The 16088-nt window shown below is 69.8% G+C and carries 19 protein-coding genes and 1 pseudogene; 8 read left to right on the forward strand and 12 right to left on the reverse strand.

Translation table 11 applies throughout. The features are described from left to right. Positions 1 to 143 precede the first annotated feature (143 nt). The gene (locus ACIBI5_RS50195) at positions 144 to 1250 is read left to right on the forward strand and encodes a citrate synthase 2 (protein WP_379614659.1); all 1107 of its coding nucleotides are present in this window, start codon (positions 144 to 146) and stop codon (positions 1248 to 1250) included. Between the two features lie 116 nt (positions 1251 to 1366). Here the strand turns inward: ACIBI5_RS50195 and ACIBI5_RS50200 are convergent, their stop codons facing one another. Next, positions 1367 to 1804, reverse strand: a complete 438-nt coding sequence (locus tag ACIBI5_RS50200) for a hypothetical protein (protein ID WP_397258264.1) — start codon at positions 1802 to 1804, stop codon at positions 1367 to 1369. A gap of 201 nt (positions 1805 to 2005) precedes the next feature. On the opposite strand from ACIBI5_RS50200, the gene serC reads away from it, so the two are divergent. Continuing rightward, on the forward strand, positions 2006 to 3121 hold the full coding sequence (gene serC / locus ACIBI5_RS50205; RefSeq protein WP_397258266.1) for a phosphoserine transaminase: 1116 nt from the start codon (positions 2006 to 2008) through the stop codon (positions 3119 to 3121). Here serC and ACIBI5_RS50210 read toward each other — a convergent pair. Further along, positions 3100 to 3474, reverse strand: coding sequence for a BlaI/MecI/CopY family transcriptional regulator (locus ACIBI5_RS50210; RefSeq protein ID WP_379614663.1), 375 nt, complete (start codon positions 3472 to 3474; stop codon positions 3100 to 3102). The two genes, serC and ACIBI5_RS50210, sit on opposite strands and share 22 nt — an antisense overlap. 140 nt (positions 3475 to 3614) lie before the next feature. Here ACIBI5_RS50210 and ACIBI5_RS50215 point away from each other — a divergent pair, with 140 nt between their 5' ends. Next, positions 3615 to 4175, forward strand: coding sequence for a TIGR00645 family protein (locus tag ACIBI5_RS50215; protein ID WP_397258269.1), 561 nt, complete (start codon positions 3615 to 3617; stop codon positions 4173 to 4175). On the opposite strand, the gene ACIBI5_RS50220 is transcribed toward ACIBI5_RS50215, so the two are convergent. The 4 genes from ACIBI5_RS50220 to ACIBI5_RS50235 form a co-directional block, all read right to left on the reverse strand. After that, positions 4172 to 4780, reverse strand: coding sequence for a rhomboid family intramembrane serine protease (locus ACIBI5_RS50220; RefSeq protein ID WP_397258271.1), 609 nt, complete (start codon positions 4778 to 4780; stop codon positions 4172 to 4174). The genes ACIBI5_RS50215 and ACIBI5_RS50220 overlap by 4 nt on opposite strands. Before the next feature lie 99 nt (positions 4781 to 4879). Then, positions 4880 to 5647, reverse strand: coding sequence for a crotonase/enoyl-CoA hydratase family protein (locus tag ACIBI5_RS50225; RefSeq protein WP_397258273.1), 768 nt, complete (start codon positions 5645 to 5647; stop codon positions 4880 to 4882). A 6-nt stretch (positions 5648 to 5653) separates the two neighbouring features. Next, the gene (locus ACIBI5_RS50230) at positions 5654 to 6427 is read right to left on the reverse strand and encodes an SDR family NAD(P)-dependent oxidoreductase (RefSeq protein ID WP_379614671.1); all 774 of its coding nucleotides are present in this window, start codon (positions 6425 to 6427) and stop codon (positions 5654 to 5656) included. Positions 6428 to 6486: 59 nt separating this feature from the next. Beyond that, positions 6487 to 6825, reverse strand: a complete 339-nt coding sequence (locus ACIBI5_RS50235; protein WP_184958158.1) for an STAS domain-containing protein — start codon at positions 6823 to 6825, stop codon at positions 6487 to 6489. Between the two features lie 77 nt (positions 6826 to 6902). Between ACIBI5_RS50235 and ACIBI5_RS50240 the strand changes: the two genes are divergently transcribed. Continuing rightward, positions 6903 to 7919 (forward strand): potassium channel family protein, encoded by a 1017-nt coding sequence (locus ACIBI5_RS50240; protein WP_397258275.1) that lies wholly within the window; start codon positions 6903 to 6905, stop codon positions 7917 to 7919. On the opposite strand, the gene ACIBI5_RS50245 is transcribed toward ACIBI5_RS50240, so the two are convergent. From ACIBI5_RS50245 to ACIBI5_RS50260, 4 genes are all read right to left on the reverse strand, one after another. Next, the gene (locus tag ACIBI5_RS50245) at positions 7897 to 8640 is read right to left on the reverse strand and encodes an energy-coupling factor ABC transporter ATP-binding protein (protein ID WP_397258277.1); all 744 of its coding nucleotides are present in this window, start codon (positions 8638 to 8640) and stop codon (positions 7897 to 7899) included. The two genes, ACIBI5_RS50240 and ACIBI5_RS50245, sit on opposite strands and share 23 nt — an antisense overlap. Continuing rightward, positions 8637 to 9395: a cobalt ECF transporter T component CbiQ gene (cbiQ, locus tag ACIBI5_RS50250; protein ID WP_397258279.1), complete on the reverse strand. Its 759-nt coding sequence runs from the start codon at positions 9393 to 9395 to the stop codon at positions 8637 to 8639. The genes ACIBI5_RS50245 and cbiQ overlap by 4 nt, the downstream gene beginning before the upstream one ends. A 3-nt stretch (positions 9396 to 9398) precedes the next feature. Then, positions 9399 to 10409 (reverse strand): energy-coupling factor ABC transporter permease, encoded by a 1011-nt coding sequence (locus ACIBI5_RS50255; protein WP_397258281.1) that lies wholly within the window; start codon positions 10407 to 10409, stop codon positions 9399 to 9401. 75 nt (positions 10410 to 10484) lie between these two features. Next, positions 10485 to 12305 (reverse strand): glycosyltransferase family 2 protein, encoded by a 1821-nt coding sequence (locus tag ACIBI5_RS50260; RefSeq protein WP_397258283.1) that lies wholly within the window; start codon positions 12303 to 12305, stop codon positions 10485 to 10487. A 311-nt stretch (positions 12306 to 12616) separates the two neighbouring features. Between ACIBI5_RS50260 and ACIBI5_RS50265 the strand changes: the two genes are divergently transcribed. Beyond that, a complete protein-coding gene (locus ACIBI5_RS50265) occupies positions 12617 to 12955 on the forward strand; it encodes a hypothetical protein (protein WP_397258285.1) in 339 nt (112 codons plus the stop codon). 17 nt (positions 12956 to 12972) lie between these two features. After that, positions 12973 to 13341, forward strand: a complete 369-nt coding sequence (locus ACIBI5_RS50270) for a ClpX C4-type zinc finger protein (protein ID WP_397258287.1) — start codon at positions 12973 to 12975, stop codon at positions 13339 to 13341. 232 nt (positions 13342 to 13573) lie between these two features. On the opposite strand, the pseudogene ACIBI5_RS50275 reads toward ACIBI5_RS50270, so the two are convergent. After that, a pseudogene (locus ACIBI5_RS50275) lies at positions 13574 to 13927 on the reverse strand (CHRD domain-containing protein); the annotation flags it as partial. Between the two features lie 40 nt (positions 13928 to 13967). Here ACIBI5_RS50275 and ACIBI5_RS50280 point away from each other — a divergent pair. Beyond that, positions 13968 to 14288, forward strand: a complete 321-nt coding sequence (locus tag ACIBI5_RS50280) for a hypothetical protein (RefSeq protein WP_397258289.1) — start codon at positions 13968 to 13970, stop codon at positions 14286 to 14288. 254 nt (positions 14289 to 14542) lie between these two features. Here ACIBI5_RS50280 and ACIBI5_RS50285 read toward each other — a convergent pair whose 3' ends face one another. Further along, on the reverse strand, positions 14543 to 14905 hold the full coding sequence (locus ACIBI5_RS50285; protein WP_397258291.1) for a MerR family transcriptional regulator: 363 nt from the start codon (positions 14903 to 14905) through the stop codon (positions 14543 to 14545). A 67-nt stretch (positions 14906 to 14972) separates the two neighbouring features. On the opposite strand from ACIBI5_RS50285, the gene ACIBI5_RS50290 reads away from it, so the two are divergent. After that, entirely contained in the window at positions 14973 to 16034 is a 1062-nt protein-coding gene (locus ACIBI5_RS50290) for a dihydrodipicolinate reductase (RefSeq protein ID WP_397258293.1), read from the forward strand. The last annotated feature ends 54 nt before the right edge of the window (positions 16035 to 16088 follow it).

The following is a 16088-nucleotide window of genomic DNA, read 5'->3' on the forward strand; positions in this document are numbered from 1 at the left end:
CTTGCGCGCTTGGTGGCGATCCCACACAACCGCCCCCACCAGCGGTGATTGCGTTTCGGCGTGCCCGAAGACGAAGCACTGGACGGCAGGGGGTTAAATTGACGCGCCGGTATCTCGACATCAAGAAAGGGAGGCGGCCGAGAATGTCCGACTTCAAACCCGGCCTCGAAGGCGTAGTAGCTTTCGAGACCGAGATCGCGGAACCGGACAAAGAGGGGGGCGCCCTTCGATACCGGGGCGTCGACATCGAGGAGCTGGTCGGCCGTGTCCCGTTCGGGCACGTTTGGGGCCTGCTGGTCGACAACAAGTTCCAGCCGGGTCTGCCCCCGGCGGAGCCGTACCCGATCCCCGTTCACTCCGGTGACATCCGCGTAGACGTACAGAGCGCCCTGGCCATGCTGGCTCCCGCCTATGGCTTCAAGGCGCTGCTCGACATCGATGACGACCAGGCACGCGACGACCTCGCCCGCGCCTCCGTCATGGCCCTCTCCTTCGTGGCGCAGTCGGCGCGTGGCCTCGGCCTGCCGATGGTGCCGCAGAGCCGCGTCGACGAGGCCAAGACCATCGTCGAACGGTTCATGGTCCGCTGGCGCGGCGAACCTGATCCCAAGCACGTCAAGGCCATCGACGCCTACTGGACCTCCGCCGCCGAGCACGGCATGAACGCCTCCACGTTCACCGCCCGCGTCATCGCCTCCACGGGCGCCGACGTGGCGGCCGCTCTCTCCGGCGCCGTGGGCGCCATGTCCGGTCCCCTGCACGGTGGCGCCCCCGCCCGCGTGCTGCACATGATCGAAGGCGTCGAGCAGCTCGGCGACGCCAAGAAGTACGTCCAGAGCGAGCTGGACAAGGGCAACCGCCTCATGGGCTTCGGTCACCGCGTCTACCGCGCCGAGGACCCGCGTGCGCGTGTGCTGCGCCGTACCGCCAAGGAGCTCGACGCGCCCCGCTACGAGGTCGCGCAGGCGCTGGAGACGGCGGCGCTCGAAGAACTGCACGCCCGCAAGCCCGACCGGGTGCTGGCCACCAACGTGGAGTACTGGGCCGCCGTCGTCCTCGACTTCGCCGAGGTGCCCTCGCACATGTTCACCTCCATGTTCACCTGCGCCCGCACGGCCGGTTGGGCCGCGCACATCCTGGAGCAGAAGCGCACGGGCAGGCTCGTCCGCCCCAGCGCGAACTACACCGGCCCGGCCACCCGCCCCCTGAGCGACGTGCCCGGAGCCTCCGAGGTCGCCGGCCTCATCTGAAGCCTGCTTCGTACGGCTGCCATGGCGTGTGGCAGCCGTACGTCAGGTCACGGCGCTTTCACGCCCGCCGGAGCGTCGTCCGGCAGCCCCCTGCACAGAGCATCCTTCGTGGCCGCCTAACCGCCGTCCGCCGACATCCTGATCGAGAACTCGCCGAACAACACGATGCTGACATACCTGCCCGAGCTGACGGCGTACCCGTTGTTGGCGTCGATCTTCTTGATCAGGCTCGCCATCTCGCCGCCGAACATGGTCTCCGGCGTGGCCGCCTCGGCGTTGACGATCCCCACGCATTCCGCGCCCCGCCGTTCCACCCAGGCCGGCCCGCCGCAGCGCGCGTCGCGCTCCTGCTGCGTCCAGACGACCCAGACCGCGGGAAGCACCAGCAGCAGCCCGACCGCGGGCCAGTAGCCCACCGCACGGGCCTGGCTCGGCCATCTCTTCGCCGTGTACGGCGTGGCCGCCGCCGGGGCCGGAGTCAGCGCGTTGACCCGCAGCCGGGGCACGCTCAGCCGGACGGCCTTGCGCCACGCTCGTACGGCCGCGCGAGCCACGTCGCCGCCTCGAAGGCGTCCTCGCCGGACACCAGCACCACCGGGAGGGGTGGGTCGGCCCGCCAGAACGCCGGCCGTCGAATGATCCCCGCAATCACGTTCCGCGGATCGGCCGCGTCGCTGCCCCATCGATCGCAAGGCCCACATCGTGTCTCAAATCCCGGACCCGGGCCAAGCCATCCGTCACGGCTCAGTACGCTTATGCAGGTGGCTGACATCGTGATTCCCGCTGACATCAAGCCCGCCGACGGCCGTTTCGGCTGCGGGCCCTCGAAGGTTCGTCCCGAGCAGCTGGCCGCGCTCGCCTCCGCCGGGGCGAGCGTCATGGGGACCTCCCACCGCCAGAAGCCGGTCAAGAGCCTGGTCGGCCGCGTGCGCTCCGGCCTCGCGGACCTGTTCTCGCTGCCCGAGGGCTACCAGGTCGTGCTGGGCAACGGCGGCACCACCGCGTTCTGGGACATCGCCGCCTTCGGGCTGGTGCGCGAGAGGTCGCAGCACCTGTCGTTCGGCGAGTTCTCCTCCAAGTTCGGCGCCGTCGTCAGCAAGGCGCCCTGGCTCGGCGACCCGACGATCATCAAGTCCGAGGTCGGCACCCACCCGGAGGCCGTGCTCGAAGAGGGCGTCGACGTCTACGCCCTGACGCACAACGAGACCTCGACCGGCGTCGCGATGCCGATCGGGCGGGTCGGCTCCGACGACTCGCTGGTGCTGGTCGACGCCACTTCCGGCGCCGGCGGGCTGCCCGTCGACATCGCCGAGACCGACGTCTACTACTTCGCCCCGCAGAAGAGCTTCGCCTCCGACGGCGGCCTGTGGATCGCGATCATGTCGCCGCGCGCGCTGGCCCGCGTCGAGGAGATCGCCGCCTCCGGCCGCTACGTGCCCGAGTTCTTCAGCCTGCCGGTCGCCGTCGACAACTCGGCGAAGGACCAGACCTACAACACCCCGTCGGTGGCCACGCTGTTCCTGCTGGCCGACCAGATCGAGTGGATGAACGCCAACGGCGGCCTGGCCTGGACCACCGCCCGCACCGCCGACTCGTCCCAGCGCCTCTACACGTGGGCCGAGAAGTCCTCGTTCGCGACGCCGTTCGCCGCGCCGGAGTTCCGCTCGCAGGTCGTCGGCACCATCGACTTCAGCGACGACGTCGACGCCGCCGCGGTCGCCAAGACGCTGCGCGCCAACGGCATCGTCGACACCGAGCCCTACCGCAAGCTCGGCCGCAACCAGCTGCGCGTGGCGATGTTCCCCGCCATCGACCCGGCCGACATCGAGGCGCTCACGACCTGCGTCGACTACGTGGTCGAGCGCCTCTGACCCGTCCGCCTGGCCAGTTCCTCCAGCAGGGCGAGCGCGTCGGCGTCCTCGACGCTCTGCGCGAAGCGCGCCAGCACCGGCAGCCTGTCGGTGCTGGCCGACAGGGCTTCGAGCATCAGCCTGGTGACGTGCTCGTCCCTGCTGTGCACCGCCGCGTACCTGAAGGCGTTACGGTACGGCGTGCGCACCAGCAGCCCTTTCTTCAGCAACCGCTCGGCCACGGTCTGAACCGTGGTGTAGGCCAGCGCCCTGTCCTTGTTCAACCTGGCCAGGACTTCCCTGACGAGCAGCGGTTTACGGGCGTCCCACAACACGTCCATGATCGCGCGTTCCAGGGATCCCAGGGTTGCCACAGGAAACATTCTTGCCGGAAAACCCCCGCGGCGACCAGTGATGTCGAGATTCCGTAAAGTTGTGCGAGAACGCACGCACGTGACGGGGGTTGACCGGAGTGACGTCCCATCCCAGACGGCCGTTGGGCCTGGGGTACCTGATGTTCGCCAGCCGCTGGCTGCAGCTGCCGCTCTACCTGGGGCTGATCGTGGCGCAGGGCGTCTACGTCTGGCAGTTCCTGGTCGAGTTGTGGCACCTGATCCAGACGGTCGCCACCGGTGACTCCGGCCATTCGCCGGTCGCGGCGAGCTTCGCCAAGCTGACCGAGGGCGAGCCGCCGAGCATGGAGGTCATCGTCATGCTCTCCGTGCTCGCGCTGATCGACGTCGTGATGATCTCCAACCTGCTCATCATGGTCATCGTCGGCGGCTACGAGACGTTCGTCTCACGGATCAACCTCAACGGGCACCCCGACGAGCCCGAGTGGCTCTCCCACGTCAACGCCAACGTGCTCAAGGTCAAGCTGGGCACCGCGATCATCGGCATCTCGTCGGTGCACCTGCTGCAGACGTTCATCCAGGCGCGCTGGATCCCCGACAACAAGATCATGTGGCAGACGTTCATCCACCTGGCCTTCGTGGCCTCCGCGATCGGGCTGGCGTGGATCGACCGGCTGCTGTCCCACTCGCCCGCCGAGCGGACCAGGGACCTGGTGCACTAGTAGGCGGTGAGGGTGTTGCGGCGCCGGCGCAGCACCCACGCCGACACCACGCCGGCGATGAGCCCGAACAGGTGGCCCTGCCAGGAAATGCCGGGCTGGTTCGGCAGCACGCCGAGCAGCATCGAGTAATAGGCGATCGCCACGCCCACCGCGATGACGATGTCGAGAACACTGCGGTCGAAGATCCCGCGGGCCACCACATAGCCGAAGTAGCCGAAGATGAGGCCGCTGGCGCCCACCGCGACGGTCCCGATCGGGGTGGTCAGCCAGGTGCCGAGACCGCCGATGATGATGATCAGCAGGCTGGCCGCCACGAACCGGCCGAGACCGCGCACCGCCGCCAGGAAGCCCAGGATGAGCAACGGCAGCGAGTTGGCCATCAGATGGCCGAAGCCGACGTGCAGGAACGGCGCGAACAGGATCCCGACCAGGCCCGAGGGCTGCCAGCCGGCGATGCCGTAGTCGTCGAGGTTGGCCGGCAGGACGTAGTCCGCGACTTCGATGGCCCACATGGCGGCGACCGCCACGACAAGCAAGATCACGGCGCCCGCGGCTTCGGCGAGCATGCCACGGAAGCGGGACCGTCCTTCGGGCTGGCCGTTCATGCGCGCTCCTGCGGGGTCGACTGACTTCTCTTTTACCGTACGCAGGAATCGCCACACATGCGTAGAGGGCCCTCTTCTCAACGGAGAGGGCCCTCTGTTCTATTCGCCCTTCCAGCTCGGGGCGCGCTTCTCGGCGAAGGCCGCGGCGCCCTCCATCGCGTCCTTCGAGCCGAACACCGGCCCGACGATCGCGCCCTGCCTGGTGAACATCTCCTCCAGGGACCAGTCCTGCGACTCGATGATCACCTTCTTGGTGGCCGCCAGTGCCAGCGGGGCGTTCGCGGCGATCTTCCCGGCCAGTTCCAGCGCCGTCTCAAGGGCGCCGCCCGCCGGGGTGATCCGGTTGACCAGACCCAGCTCGTACAGGCGGGCGGCCGGGTAGTGGTCGCCGGTCAGGGCGATCTCCATGGCCACGTGGTAGGGGATGCGGCGGGGCAGCCGCATGACGCCGCCGGCGCCGGCCACCAAGCCGCGCTTGGGCTCGGGCAGGCCGAACTTGGCCTCCTCGGAGGCGACGATCACGTCGCAGGACAGCGCCAGCTCGAACCCGCCGGCCAGCGCGTACCCCTCGACGGCGGCGACCAGCGGCTTCTTCGGCGGCGCCTCGGCCAGGCCGCCGAAGCCGCGGCCCTCGACCACCGGGAAGTCGCCGGACAGGAAGCCCTTGAGGTCCATTCCTGCGCAGAAGGTGCCGCCCGCCCCGGTCAGGACGTAGGCCGAGATGTCGGAGCGGGCGTCGAGCTCGTCCAGCGCCGCGGCGATGCCGCGGGCCACCGCGCCGTTGACGGCGTTGCGGGACCGCGGCCGGTTGATCGTGATGACGGCGACGTTGCCGGATTCCTCGACGAGAACCTCAGAGTCAGACACGCGACCTCACTTGGGCTGGAAGCGGATGCCGCCGTCGAAGCGGACGACTTCGGCGTTCATGTAGTCGTTCTCGATCAGCGAGCGGACCAGGTGAGCGAACTCGTCGGGACGGCCCATGCGCTTCGGGAAGACCACCGGAGCCACCAGTTTGGCCTTGAACTCCTCGGAGTTCGGCGAGAAGCCGTAGATCGGGGTGTCGATGATGCCGGGGCAGACCGTGTTCACGCGTACGCCGATCGCCGCCAGGTCGCGCGCGGCCGGAACCGTCATGCCCACGATGCCGCCCTTGGAGGCGGAGTAGGCGAGCTGACCCGTCTGGCCCTCCAGCGCCGCCACGGAGGCGGTGTTGATGACGACACCGCGGTGACCGTCCTCGGAGGCGGGCTCGGTCTTGGCGATGGCGGCCGCGCCGATGCGCATGAGGTTGAACGTGCCGATCAGGTTCACCTCGATGACCTTGCGGTAGCTGCCGAGGCTGTGCGGCGCGCCGTCGCGGTTGACGGTCCGCTCGGCCCAGCCGATTCCGGCGCTGTTCACGATCACACGGACCGGCTTGCCGGTCGCCACGGCGGCGTCCACCGCCGCCTGCACCTGCTCCTCGTCCGACACGTCGGTCTTGACGAAGACTCCGCCGAGCTCGTCGGCGATGGCCTTGCCGCGCTCCTCGTTGAGGTCGGCGATGACCACGGTCGCGCCGTGGGCGGCCAGCTCGCGGGCGGTGGCCTCACCGAGGCCGCTGGCACCGCCGGAGATGATTGCTGCAGATCCGTTGACGTCCATATCCCGGACCCTAACCCGACAACCGAATGAAGTTCTACTCGGGGTGGGTTAATTCGCGGTCACATGCCGCCGACGGCGCTGTCGACGTCGGAGTAGACCTTGATCCGCCGGTCAAGGCCGGTGGTACGCAGGATGCGGGCCACGGGCGCCTGCGGGGCGGCCAGGGACACGCCGCCGCCCTCGCCGGTTGCCAGCCGCCACGCCTCGATCAGCACCGACAGCCCGCTGGAGTCCATGAACGACAGCTGCTGCAGGTCGAGCACCAGCCGCGCGCTGTCCTGCTTGATGGCGTCGCGCACCTCGTCGCGCAGGAAGGGCGCGGTGAACAGATCGAGTTCACCCTCGACGGCCACCACCACGGCATCGCCCATCGAGTGTCGCGCAAGCCGCAGCTTCATGTTCGGCCCCTCCTCGATGAGCCACTGTACTTGGACATCCCCGATAAGCGGGCATGCACAAACTACGATCAGCCCCTATGCGGGAGGATGAGGCGGAGCCGGGCGTACAGCTGCCCTCCGCGCCGATGAGCCCTCTGCGCGCGGTCCTGCGGCGCATGGCACTGGCCCTGGGCGTGCTCGCCGCCATGTTCCTGCTGGTGGCGGTCGATCTGGACGGCTACCACGACAACGCCGACGGCGCCGTCTCGCCGCTCGACGCCCTCTACTACGTGACCGTCTCGCTCTCCACCACCGGGTACGGCGACATCACCCCGGTCAGCGACACCGCCCGGATCGTCAACATCGTGGCGGTGACCCCGCTGCGCGTCGCCTTCCTGATCATCCTGGTCGGCACCACCCTTGAGGTGCTCACCAAGCGCACCCGCGACGTTTTCCGGATCAGACGCTGGAGGTCCAGGTTGCACGATCACACGCTGATCATCGGCTACGGCACCAAGGGCCGCTCGGCGATCCGCACCCTGCTGGAGAACGAGCGCACGAAGGAGTCGATCGTGGTGATCGACCCGGTCCGCGCGCTGGTCGAGGAGGCGACGGCGGACGGGTTCGTGGGAGTGCAGGGCGACGCCACCCGCAGCGAGGTGCTCAACCGCGCCGGCATCAGGACGGCCGCCCAGGTCATCATCGCCGTCCAGCGCGACGACACCGCGGCCCTGGTCACGCTCACCGCACGCAGCCTCAACCCGTCTGCGACCATCGTCGCGGCGGTGCGCGAGGCCGAGAACGACCCGCTGGTCAGGCAGAGCGGCGCCGACGTGGTCATCACCTCCTCCGAGGCCGCCGGCCGGATGCTGGGCGTGGCGACGCAGAGCCCGGCGATCAGCGCGCTCATCGAGGACTTCCTGGTCTTCGGCAAGGGCCTGGACCTGTACGAGCGCGCCGTCACCGCCGACGAGGTGGGCAAGGAACCGGCCGAGTGCGACGGCATGGTCGTCGCCGTGGCCCGTGGCGGCGACCTGCTGACCTACGCCGACCCGCAGGCCCAGACCCTGCAGGCCGGGGACCGGCTGATCATCATCCACGTTCCGCGGGTATAGCGAAGCCGTACGGCAGCTCAAGGCGGTGCGCGGCGAGCAGGTCAGGGTCGGCGAGCAGCGCGCGCGTGGGCCCGTCGGCGGCGATCACGCCGCCCGACAGGATGAGTGAGCGCTCGCACAGCTCCAGCGCGTACGGCAGGTCGTGCGTCACCATGAGCACGGTCACCTCCAGCGAGCGCAGGATCTCGGCCAGTTCCCTGCGCGCGGCCGGGTCCAGGTTGGACGACGGCTCGTCCAGCACGAGGATCTCCGGCTCCATGACCAGCACGGTCGCGACCGCCACCCGCCGCCGCTGGCCGAAGGACAGGTGGTGCGGCGGCCGGTCGGCGAACTCCAGCATGCCGACCCGGTCGAGCGCGTCCTTGACCCGGCGTTCGAGCTCCTCGCCGCGCAGTCCCGCGTTGGCGGGGCCGAAGGCGACGTCGTCGCGGACCGTCGGCATGAACAACTGGTCGTCGGGATCCTGGAACACCAGGCCGACGCGCTGGCGGATCTCCTTGACCGTGTCCCTGCGCACCGGGGTGCCCGCGACGGTGACAGTACCGTGCCCGGCGGTGAGGATGCCGTTGAGATGCATGACGAGCGTCGTCTTGCCGGCGCCGTTGGGCCCCAGCAGCGCGACCCGCTCGCCGCGCGCGACGGCCAGGTCCACCCCGAACAACGCCTGCGTCCCGTCGGGGTAGGCGTAGGCGAGGTCCTTGACCTCCAGCGAGTAGTTCACCACGCCATCATCCCCAGTACGGCCAGCGCCCCGCCGGGCAGCGCCAGCGCGATCGCCCATTGCCGCACGCTCGCCGAGATCTCCTGCACGACCGGCATCCGGCCGTCGTACCCCCGGCTCAGCATCGCCAGATGCACTCTCTCACCCCGTTCGTAGGAGCGGATGAACAGGGCCCCGGCCGAACGCGCGATCACCGGGATGTGCCGCATGTTGCGCGCCTCGAACCCGCGCGACTCCCTGGCGACCTTCATCCTGCGCATCTCGTCCACGATCACGTCCATGTAGCGCAGCATGAACATGGCGATCTGCACCAGCAGCGACGGCACCCGCAGCCGCTGCGCGCCCATGAGGACCGCCCGCGGCTCGGTCGTGGCGGCCAGCAGGATCGAGGCGACCACCCCGAGCGAGGCCTTGGCCAGGATGTTCCAGGCCGCCCAGAGGCCGGGCACGCTCAGCGAGAGCCCGAGCACGGTGGTCCGCTCCCCCATCCCGATGACCGGGATGAGGAAGGCGAACAGGACGAACGGCAGCTCGATCACCATGCGCCGCGCGACGAACGTCAGCGGCACCCTCGCCACCGCCGCCACCACCCCGAGCAGCGCCGCGTAGCACCCGAACGCCCAGAACGCCTCGCGGGGCGTGGCCACCACCACGATGGCGAAGGCCAGGACCGCGAGCAGCTTGCACTGCGCCGGCAGCCGGTGCACGAGGGAGCCGCCCGGCCGGTAGAGCTGGTGGTGGTGGCCCGCGCCCATGACCTACGCCTGTGCCTTGACCTTACGGCTGCGCACCGCGTACGCGATGCCGGCCGCCACCAGCAGCGTCAGGCCGACGCCGATGATGCCCGCGACACCCACCGGAATGCCGCCGACGTCGCCGTAGTCGGCCAGCGCCCACGTGCCGAACAGGTGGTCGGTGGTCTGGTCGATGAACCCCTTGTCCTCGGCCACCCGCTCCAGGCCGTCGGGCGAGGAGGAGGCGAAGAAGGAGACCACGCCCGCCAGGATCAGCGTCACGCCGAGCCCGCCCAGCACGAACGGCCGCACCCCGGCCCTTTCGGTGGTCTCCGGCTTTCCGGCGGCCTCGGTGATGGAACCGTCGGCGCCGCGCAGCACGAGCGGCTTGGCCAGGCCGGCCGCGCCGTACACGAGATCGGGGCGGACCGCCAGGACGGCGCCGACGGTCACCGCGGTGATCAGCCCCTCGCCGATGCCGATCAGGACGTGCACGCCGCCCATCGCGGCGGCCACCGCGCCGACCTCGATCGGCGCGGTGCCGCCGATCGCGAACAGGGCCGTGAACGCCAGCGCCGAGGCGGGCACGGAGACGAGCGCGGCCAGGAACGCGGCGACCGTGATCGCGCCCTTGCCCGCGGCGAACCGGGTGATCAGCCGGAAGACGCCCCAGCCGACCAGGACGGTCACGATGCCCATGATGGTGATGTTGACGCCCAGCGCGGTCAGGCCGCCGTCGGCGAAGAACAGGCCCTGGACCAGCAGCACCACGGCCACGCACAAGACGCCCGTATACGGCCCGACGAGTATCGCGGCGAGCGCGCCGCCGAGCAGGTGGCCGCTGGTGCCGGCGGCGACCGGGAAGTTCAGCATCTGGACGGCGAAGATGAACGCCGCCACCAGGCCCGCCATGGGCGCCGTCCGGTCGTCGAGCTCGCGCCGGGCGCCGCGCAGGCAGACCGCGACCCCCGCTGCCGCGACGACCCCGGCGGAGACGGACACCGCCGCGTTGAAGAAGCCATCGGGAACGTGCACGACTCCTGCCTCTCAGTAAGGGGGGATAACGTCCTTACGATAAGGCATCGCCTTGCACCTGCACATAGATGGCATTTAGCCAAGAATTCTCCGGAGAATCGCCCGCGGCGTCAGCTTCCGCACGACCGTGCTCAGCCGTCCACGCCCCGAGGTCGCGTACGGCCGCACGCTGCGCAGCACCGCGCCCCGCCACCAGCGCCGCGCCGCGGGCACCCCCACCGCGCCGGTCTCGATGCGGAAGCGCGCGGGCGGCCCGCCGAGCTCCAGTTCCAGGTAGGCGTCCCAGGTGCCGGGCGCGAACCGGCCCACCGCGGGCCGCGCCGCGAAGGCCCCGCCGGGCAGCGCGGTCACGCGCTCGGTCCGCTCGCTGCCCGTGCGCCGCTCCTTCCACACCAGCCCGCGTACGGCTCCCGCCTCCACCGCCGACCCGCCGACCGTGATCTCGCCGTCGAGCAGCAGCCGGTGCCCCAGCCCCCAGCGCGTCCTGGTGATGCGGACGCTGCCGGGCACCGCCAGCACATGCCCGCCGACGTCGAGGCTGAGGTTCCCGTTGTCCCTCGTGAAGTACGGCAGCGCCACCACGTTGCCGATCAGCCGGGGCGACGGCCTGGCCAGACCGCCCTCCCTGTTGGCGCCCAGCCTGCCCAGCCGGGTCACGCCCTCCAGCTCGACCGCGACGTAGGCGTCCCACACGCCCGAGGCGAGCTGGGCCGGGTCGATGCGCACCGTGAACTCGCCGCCCTCGCACTCGGCCGGGACCACCTGCTCGCCGGCCGGGTCGTGCCTGGCACGCAGGACGACCGAGACGCCGTCGTTGTCGCGCATGCCTTCGAGCCGGGCCGTACCGGTGACCAGCAGCCGCTCGGCCTCCCAGCGCAGCCCGGTCAGCCGCCGCAGCACGGTCGCGCTCTCGATGTCGGCCAGGCGCAGCAGGCGCTCGATGTCGCCGAGGGCGGCCAGGCGCTGGCGGTCGGTGCTGTTGAGCCGCTCGGCCACGCCGGGGGTGAGGTACTCGTCGCAGAGCGCGGCCACCTCGGCCGCGATGTCCTTGCGCTGGACGTCGTCGGCCTCCAGGAACGGCGCGCCGAGCTGGGCGAAGGCGTCGAGCCTGAAGTGCCGCCTGAGCAGGTGGTCGCGCAGCGGACCCGGCCCGATGTGCCGGGTCATGAGCTCGATCGGGGCCCGGATCATCGTGAGCCAGGAAATGGGGTCGCGGCTGCCCGGCTGCTGCATGATGCTGCTGCCGTCCGGACGGGCGGTGAGGTGGTAGCAGTCGTAGTCGGCGACCACGGAGATCGTCTCGGCGTGGCAGTAGGCGTGCACGGAGAACTGGATGTCCTCGCCGATGAGCTGGTTCTCGGCGAAGCGGATCGTGTGGCGCTCCAGCATCTCCCTGCGGAACAGCTTGAAGCAGCTCAGGCTGTTGTAGACGGCGCTCTCGCCGAGCTCCACCCGGTCGGCGCTGCGCTGGAACATCGACACCGGCGCCCGCCTGCCATGCCCGACGATGCGGCCCAGGACGATGTCGGAGCCGTTGCGGTCGGCCATCGCGACCATGCGCTCCAGCGCCTCGGCGCCGAGGTAGTCGTCGGCGTCGCAGAAGAAGACGTAGCGGCCGGTGGCGTGCTCCAGGCCGACGTTGCGCGGCTTGCCGGCGCCGCCCGAGCAGGGCTGGTGGACGACCTTGACGATGCTGCGGTGGTAGGTCGCGTAGAGGTCGAGCAGTTCGGCGCTGCCGTCGTCGGAGCCGTCGTCGATGACGACGATCTCCTTCTTCACGCGCTGGATGAGCGCGGAGGTCAGACATCGGTCGAGGTAGGTCCGGCAGTTGTGGGCCGGGATGATGACGCTGACGTCCGCCGCATCCTCGTCGCACCCCGTCGTCGTATCAGCCACAGCCGCGCCCCTCAGCCGTCACAATCTGCTTGCACTTCGTTTCAGTATGTGACGAGGAACGGCTCTCGCGTGGGCGATCGGGCCTCTTGGTGCGCCGTTTTCCTCCGCCGCACCTGGCGAAATTTCGGGCTAAAGCGCCTAATGAGCGGCTATGTGGAGCATCGAATTCCGTTCAGGAACGCTCTTCTTCCACCCGGAGGATAAGAACAACCCCGAAGGGAACAGTGCCCTACCCCCTGGCCGCGGCCGTGATCCGCGCTCAAGGTTCGCGCGTCTACACTCAGGCAACCTTGACCGGGAGGTGGCAGGTTATGGGAACCAGTCTCTACAAGCAGCTCGTGGCCCAGGCCAAGGTGCTTTACGCGGCCGAGGACATCCTCACTTCAGCGCGGCTGAAGGAGCTTTACGAGTGTTCGGAACTGCTCCGCCGTACCAGGACCAGGGCTGAGGACATCGTGCTGGAGGCGCGCATGATGCTCGCGGACGCCGAGCGTCAGGGCGACCCCGAGCGGATCGTCGCGCTCAGCGCGCAGGTCGACCAGGCGCGCGCCGCCTATGACAAGGTGCTCGACGCCTACGTCACCCTTTGCTGCCGCATCCACGAGGAGCGGAAAGCCCTTCTCGACGATGACTTGTCAGGAGTGGCCTGACGGGTTAGCGTCAGGCCATGCCTGACTGGAAAGACAAGCTGCACTGCTCCTTCTGTCACAAGAAAAGCACCGAGGTGGCCAAGCTCATCGCCGGCCCCGGAGTCCACATCTGCGACTCGTGCGTGGCCCTGTGCGACCAGATCCTCGAAGAGGAGAAGCTGGCCGAGAGCACCGAGCCGCGGCTGCCGATGTGGGAGACGATGAGCGACGACCAGATCCTCGACCACCTGCCGAAGATCGCAGCCGTCCAGGCCCAGATCAACGACAACATGCGTGACTGGGTAGCGCACCTGCGAGGCCGCAACGTCAGCTGGGAACGCATCGGCGCCTCGCTCAGCATGACCAAGCAGTCCGCCTGGGAAAGATTCAAAGAGCCTTCCGTGTAAACCCCTGTGACCGCTGAGGCGTCTCCCAGCAAAGGGAGGCCCGCATGCGCGTGCTTGACGGCCTCGCGGCACCGGAGCTCAGCGACCTGCAACTGGAGTTGGCCCTGATCGTGGTGCTGCACGAAGAGGCAGAACGACTCGCCGCCGAGTGAACGGGCTCCAGCTCCCCGGCCGCCCCGGGGAGCTGGAGCAGGGGCAACTCCCCAATCGCCCCGGAGAGCTGGAGCAGGGGTCAGCGGAGCTGGCCGCGTACCGCGCCCATCGGGAACCTCTTGTTGTGGACGTTCACGTAGTAGTTGTGCGGCCACCTCTTGATGGCACGCAGCTCGCTCCAGGTGAGCGTGGTGGCGGCGTTGGCGGCGCTCTGCCGCTTCACCGCCCTGACGCAGCCCTTCGCGAACCCGTCGGACGGCGTCCTGAGCGTGACGGTGACGGCACCCGCCACCCCTCTGGCGCCGCGGTGGATGTGGGCGGCGGTGGCCGGGCGGATCTTCCTCACGGAAAGGGCGTAGCACAGGTGCCACCCCTTGACCCGCCAGAAGAAGGCGCCAGAGCCGTTTCGGTCACCGGGACCCGGGACTTCCTGCTTGCCACTGAGCTAGACCACCCTCGGCCGATGATCGACGGTGGCGGCAGCCGTTGCGGTGGCGACCGTTGCGGTGGCGACCGTCGAGGCGGCGGCCGTCGAGGCGGCGGCCGTCGAGGCGGCGGCCGTCGAAGTGGCGGCCACCGTTGAGGTGGTGACGGCCGTTGAGGTGGCGGCCACCGTTGAGGTGGTGGCGGCCGCCGGGGTGGAGCTGCCCAGGAGGGCGGCAGCCGCCGTGAGGCCGACGACTGCCAGGTGCTTGCGGATGGGAACGTTCCTCCCATCCGATTACGGGACAATCCCGGCACGGATCATCCGCCCGTGGGGTTCGCCCAGTAAGAGGAAGGCGGCCACACGGTAAGCCACCTTTCCCCACCGAGCCACACCCCCCGCTCACCGACAGCACCCGCCTCCCCGAACACCCCACCCGGCCACCTGGCCCGGCACCCCGCCCGCACCCACCTGTCTGACCGGCCTCCCAGCCGGACACCTGACCGGCCTCCCCACCGCACGCCTGACCGGCCCCCAGCCGGACACCTCACCGGGCGCCACCCCGCCGCACACCCCAGCAGCCACCTCACCGAGGCGCCACCGGATCGTGCCGCGGCGAGGCCGTCAGTCGTTGCCCGCGGCGGTGGTGATCACGTCGTTGAGTACCTCGCGGGAGCGGACCAGGTCGGCGATCATCCGGTCGATCCGGTCGCGTTCCAGCGTGAGCTCGTCCACCAGCGCGGGAGTGGCGATGGCGGCTGGACCGCCGTCGGAGTCGCGCATACAGGGCAGCACCCGCGCGATCTTCCTGCTGTGCAGCCCCGCGGCGAACAGCTCCTGAATCCGGATCACCCGGTCGACCGCGCTCTCGGGGTAGTCGCGGTGCCCGCCGGGCGTACGGCCGGCCACCAGCAGGCCCTGCTGCTCGTAGTAGCGCAGCGACCGCTCGCTCACACCGGCCCGTCTGGCCAGCTCGCCGATCTTCATCTCCAGCCCCCTCCGACTTCGATGGTAGGCCCTGTACACCGAACCAAGCGCTTGCTACGCTCCGCCCATGGTCTCCACGATGGTCTGGGGTACCGGCAATGTCGGCCGCGCGGCCATCCGCGCCGTCGAGGCCAACCCGGATCTGGAACTCACCGCAGTGATCGTCCACAATCCCGACAAGGTCGGCCACGACGCAGGAGAACTCGCCGGCCTCGGCCGCGACCTCGGTGTCACCGCGAGCGCCGACGCCGAAGCGGCACTGTCGGCCCGTCCGGACGCCGTCGTGTACGCCGCCTCCGGCGAAATCCGCCCAGACGAGGCGCTCGCCGACATCGTCAAGGCCATCCGGGCCGGCGCCGTCGTCGTCACCCCCTCCCTCTACGCCCTGTACGACCAGCGCAACGCCCCGCCCGAACTCCGTGAGCCCGTGCTGTCGGCCATCGCCGAGGGCGGCGGCTCGCTGTTCGTCTCCGGCGTCGACCCCGGCTGGGGCAACGACGTGCTGCCACTGCTGATCAGCGGCCTCGGCTCCGTCGTGGACGTCATCCGCTGCCAGGAGATCTTCGACTACTCCACCTACGACCAGGAGGACTCCGTCCGCTACCTGGTCGGCATGGGCCAACCGATGGACTACGAGCCGCCCATGCTCGCGCCCACGATTCCGTCCATGGTCTGGGGCGGGCAGATACGGCTCATGGCCCGCGCCCTCGGCGTAGACCTCGACGAGATCCGCGAGACCGTCGACCGGCGGGCGCTGGACGCGACGGTGAGCACGGTGACGATGGGCAAGTTCGACGCCGGCACCCAGGGCGCGGTCCGCTTCGAGGTCCAGGGCGTCATCGGCGGCACGCCCCGCATCGTCATCGAGCACGTCACCCGCATCCACGCCTCCTGCGCGCCCGACTGGCCCACGCCGCCGGACGGCGTCGGCGCGCACCGGGTGGTCATCGAGGGCCGCCCGCGGATCGAGGTCACGGTCGAGGCCACCGACGAGGACGGCAACCGCTCCGCGGGCGGCAACGCCACCGCCGTCGGCAGGCTGATCGGCGCCATCGACTGGCTCCTGGCGGCGGAACCCGGCCTCTACGACGCCCTCGACGTACCCCTGAGGCCCGGAAGGCTGACATGACCACCCACATTCCCGGCGACGCCGCGTCGCCGCCGCGCTCGCGGGCCCGGGGAG

The sequence above is a fragment of the Nonomuraea sp. NPDC050540 genome, from assembly GCF_044457485.1.
Taxonomy (GTDB): Bacteria; Actinomycetota; Actinomycetes; order Streptosporangiales; family Streptosporangiaceae; genus Nonomuraea.

Coding starts and splice junctions, on each gene's coding strand:
- ACIBI5_RS50290 (WP_397258293.1), top strand. CDS start 14,973: ATGGTCTCCACGATGGTCTGGGGTACCGGCAATGTCGGCCGCGCGGCC.
- ACIBI5_RS50235 (WP_184958158.1), bottom strand. CDS start 6,825: ATGAAGCTGCGGCTTGCGCGACACTCGATGGGCGATGCCGTGGTGGTG.
- ACIBI5_RS50220 (WP_397258271.1), bottom strand. CDS start 4,780: ATGAACGGCCAGCCCGAAGGACGGTCCCGCTTCCGTGGCATGCTCGCC.
- ACIBI5_RS50195 (WP_379614659.1), top strand. CDS start 144: ATGTCCGACTTCAAACCCGGCCTCGAAGGCGTAGTAGCTTTCGAGACC.
- ACIBI5_RS50240 (WP_397258275.1), top strand. CDS start 6,903: ATGCGGGAGGATGAGGCGGAGCCGGGCGTACAGCTGCCCTCCGCGCCG.
- ACIBI5_RS50215 (WP_397258269.1), top strand. CDS start 3,615: ATGTTCGCCAGCCGCTGGCTGCAGCTGCCGCTCTACCTGGGGCTGATC.
- serC (WP_397258266.1), top strand. CDS start 2,006: ATGCAGGTGGCTGACATCGTGATTCCCGCTGACATCAAGCCCGCCGAC.
- ACIBI5_RS50270 (WP_397258287.1), top strand. CDS start 12,973: ATGCCTGACTGGAAAGACAAGCTGCACTGCTCCTTCTGTCACAAGAAA.
- ACIBI5_RS50265 (WP_397258285.1), top strand. CDS start 12,617: ATGGGAACCAGTCTCTACAAGCAGCTCGTGGCCCAGGCCAAGGTGCTT.
- ACIBI5_RS50285 (WP_397258291.1), bottom strand. CDS start 14,905: ATGAAGATCGGCGAGCTGGCCAGACGGGCCGGTGTGAGCGAGCGGTCG.
- ACIBI5_RS50230 (WP_379614671.1), bottom strand. CDS start 6,427: ATGGACGTCAACGGATCTGCAGCAATCATCTCCGGCGGTGCCAGCGGC.
- cbiQ (WP_397258279.1), bottom strand. CDS start 9,395: ATGGGCGCGGGCCACCACCACCAGCTCTACCGGCCGGGCGGCTCCCTC.